2 protein-coding genes and 2 pseudogenes are annotated in these 3728 nt (G+C 60.0%); all 4 read left to right on the plus strand.

The annotated features are described in order from the left end of the window. The coding region (locus tag QMX82_RS25445) for an MFS transporter (protein WP_282288750.1) at nucleotides 1–1158 on the plus strand (1158 nt) is incomplete at its 5' end. 296 nt (nucleotides 1159–1454) lie between these two features. Then, nucleotides 1455–2408, plus strand: a pseudogene (locus tag QMX82_RS26215) (methyl-accepting chemotaxis protein); the annotation flags it as partial. Between the two features lie 45 nt (nucleotides 2409–2453). After that, nucleotides 2454–3141 (plus strand): annotated as a pseudogene (locus tag QMX82_RS26220) (methyl-accepting chemotaxis protein); the annotation flags it as partial. Between the two features lie 229 nt (nucleotides 3142–3370). Next, on the plus strand, nucleotides 3371–3728 hold a 358-nt coding region (locus QMX82_RS25455; protein ID WP_282287349.1), incomplete at its 3' end, for a thiamine pyrophosphate-binding protein.

The following is a 3728-nucleotide window of genomic DNA, read 5'->3' on the forward strand; positions in this document are numbered from 1 at the left end:
GCCTTCTTTCCCAAGGGCGACCAGACCGCCCAGCTGCTCAACGTCGCCGCCATCTTTGCCGTGGGCTTTCTCATGCGCCCCATCGGCGGCTGGCTGATGGGCCTCTATGCCGACAAGGCCGGCCGCAAGTCCGCGCTGATGATCTCGGTGATCATGATGTGCGCCGGCTCGCTGATCATCGCCCTCACCCCCAGCTACACCACCATCGGTGTCGCCGCCCCCATCATGCTGGTGCTGGCGCGGCTACTGCAGGGCCTCTCGGTCGGCGGTGAATACGGCACCTCCGCCACCTACCTGAGCGAGATGGCGACCAAGGAAAGCCGTGGCTTCTACTCCAGCTTCCAGTACGTCACCCTGATCTCCGGCCAGCTGCTGGCGCTGGCCACCCTGATCGTGCTGCAACAGACCCTGACCGTCGAACAGCTGGAAAGCTGGGGCTGGCGCATTCCCTTCCTGATCGGCGCCGCCTGCGCCGTGACCGCGCTCTACCTGCGCCGCGGCATGGAAGAGACCAGCTCCTTCAAGAAGGCCGAGAAGCCCAAGGAATCCCTGATGCGCACCCTGGCGCGCCATCCCAAGGAGTTCTTGACCGTGGTCGGCCTGACCATGGGTGGCACCCTGGCCTTCTACACCTACACCACCTACATGCAGAAGTACCTGGTCAACTCGGTGGGCATGAGCAAGACCGACGCTACCTCCATCTCGGCGGCGACGCTGTTCCTGTTCATGCTGCTGCAGCCCGTCGTCGGCGCCCTCTCCGATCGTGTCGGCCGGCGCCCGGTGCTGATCGCCTTCGGCGTGCTCGGCACCCTGTTCACCTATCCGATCCTGACCGCCCTGGGTAGCGTCACCTCCTGGTGGGGCGCCTTCGGTTTGATCATGGTGGCGCTGGTGATCGTCAGCTTCTACACCTCGATCAACGCCGTGGTGAAGGCCGAGCTGTTCCCCACCGAGATCCGCGCCCTGGGCGTCGGCCTGCCCTATGCCCTGACCGTGTCCATCTTCGGCGGCACCGCCGAATACCTGGCGCTGTGGTTCAAGAGCATCGGCATGGAGAGCGGCTACTACTGGTACGTGACCGGCTGCATCGCCTGCTCGTTGCTGGTCTACGTCTTCATGAAAGATACCCGCGATCACTCGCGCATCGTCCACGAGTAACCGCTCGTCCCTGGGTGCGGGCTGCCTGGCAACGTAGGAATCCAGCGGCCCAAAGCCACCTTTTTTGCAAACGCCAATCCGTTAGTAGAGTTGCGCTGCGAGATCGATACACAGTATTAGGCGTTGCATTTCGACCCACTCACCAAGATGACGCTCTTACGCCCCGGATAATAAAAATGAATATCAACAACGCAATATCAAACTTATCCATCAGCAAAAAAATGGGGATAAGCTTTGGCATCATCGTCGCCCTGACGATATTTATAGCTGCCATTGGAAACCACTCCACCAACAGAATGATAGCCAGTGGCGACAATCTCTATAGAGTCAACGCCATGGAGAAGACTCTGCTCAGCGCGCAAATCTATCTCGAGAAATTCACCGCCAAGGGCGAGCAGGTCGATGCCGAGCGCCTATCCAAGGAAATCAGTGATCTTGATCGCCAGATCGACGCCAATGCCCAGCTGCTCTCGAATCAGCAGCGGGACGAACTCTTGGCAATGCGCGAGACCATACAGCGTTATGCCACCGCCTATACCAAGGTAGTGGATACCCAAAAGCAGCGGGATGCGACACGTAGTGTATTGGTGAGTTCTGCCAACAAGACCTTGGAAGCATTCAACGAGTTACAAAGCCAACTCTACCGACAACTTTCTAGCAACCCCAACACCAACGACCTACAGAGTCTGCAGAAAGTCAGCACCCTGTATCAGCAGCTGCTACATATCCGCTATTTGGTCCGCGGTTATATCTTTCAACAGACGGATGATTCACGTAACGCGGCAACCACGGCTCTGAACAAAGTGGCAACCTCCCTCAACGAATTGGTGCGTGCGACGCCTGAGGATCAACGCCGCTCCCTGATCGAAGCCGAACAGTCTTTCACCCAGTATCAAAAAGCACTGGAAACCTTCGCCAAAGCGCTTTCCGCCACCCAGGCGGCGACCACCGAAATGACTGAACAGAGCGCCCTGATGCGCGAAGCCAGCCAGCGGATCTATCAACGCCAGGTAGCGGAACGCGCTCAAGAAGAACAGCAGTCCAAGCTGCAGTTGCTGGGCGGGCTGATCGCGGCGCTGATTATCGCCCTACTGGCCGCCTGGACCATGACGCGGCAGGTCGTACGCCCTTTGCGCGAGGTGCTGGAAACCTCCACGCGCATTGCTGAGGGCGACTTGACCATGCAGATCGACACCCGCCGCCTGGATGAACTGGGTCAGCTGCAACGCAGTACCCAAACGATGGTGGACAGCCTGCGTGCCCTGATCGGCCATATCGGCAATGGGGCGACTCAGATGGTGACGGTGGCCCAACAGCTTTCTCAAGTCACCGACTCCGCCAATCAGGGCATCCTGCAGCAGCGTAACGAAACCGACCAGGTGGCCACCGCCATGAACGAGATGGCTGCCACGGTGCATGAGGTCGCGGCCAATGCGGCTCAGGCCTCCGCCGCCGCACGCAGCGCCGATGAACAAGCGCGCGAGGGGGATCGCAAGGTCAACCAGGCGATCACCGAAATGGATCTGCTCGCCAGGCAGATGGCCACCTCCACCGAAGCCATGCAGCGCCTGCGCGGTGCGAGCAATCAGATCGGTACCGTGCTCGACGTGATCAAGTCGGTCGCTCAGCAGACCAATCTGCTCGCGCTCAATGCCGCCATCGAAGCGGCCCGCGCCGGTGAGGCGGGCCGCGGCTTCGCCGTGGTGGCCGATGAGGTTCGCAGCCTGGCCAAGCGCACCCAGCAATCCACCGAAGAGATCGAAGCGCTCATCAAGGAACTGCAACAGGAAGTACGACAAACCACCGCTCTTATAGAAGACAGCGGCGAGCTCACCGAACGCACCTTGACCCTGGGCAAGGACGCAGGAGTCGCGCTTTCGCTGATTACCCAGGCGGTCTCCAGCATCCAGAACATGAACCTACAGATCGCCACCGCCGCCGAGGAGCAAAGCTCGGTCGCCGAAGAGATCAACCGCAGCATCGTCAACGTACGTGGCATCGCCGAAGAAACCGTGGGGATCAGCGAAGACACCGCCCAGTCCAGCACCCGGATGATAACGCTCAGCCACAACCTACAGACCCAGGTAGCACGCTTTCGAATTTGAAAGAACCGGACTGAAGTCTCGGCGTCGCCTGGACGGAATTGCCATACGACGCCTTTTGTATCGCTCCTAACCCTCACGCATCGCTTCTTCAAAGGAACACAACACTCATGATGAAGGCCTCCGATCTGGTCGTTCGCTGCTTGGAAAACGAGGGTGTGGAATACATCTTCGGCATTCCCGGCGAAGAGAACCTGGACCTGCTGGAATCCCTGCGGCGCTCCTCGCAGATCAAGCTGATCCTGACTCGTCACGAGCAGTCCGCCGGCTTCATGGCCGCCACCTACGGCCGCTTCACCGGCAAGACCGGTGTCTGCCTTTCCACCCTCGGTCCAGGCGCCACCAACCTGGTCACCGCCGGCGCCTACGCCTACCTGGGCGGCATGCCGATGCTGATGCTGACCGGCCAGAAGCCGATCAAGAAATCCAAGCAGGGGCGTTTCCAGATTCTCGACGTGTGCCGCATGA

The sequence above is a fragment of the Pseudomonas sp. PS02302 genome, assembly GCF_029959585.1.
GTDB classification, from domain to species: Bacteria; Pseudomonadota; Gammaproteobacteria; order Pseudomonadales; family Pseudomonadaceae; genus Chryseomonas; species Chryseomonas aestiva.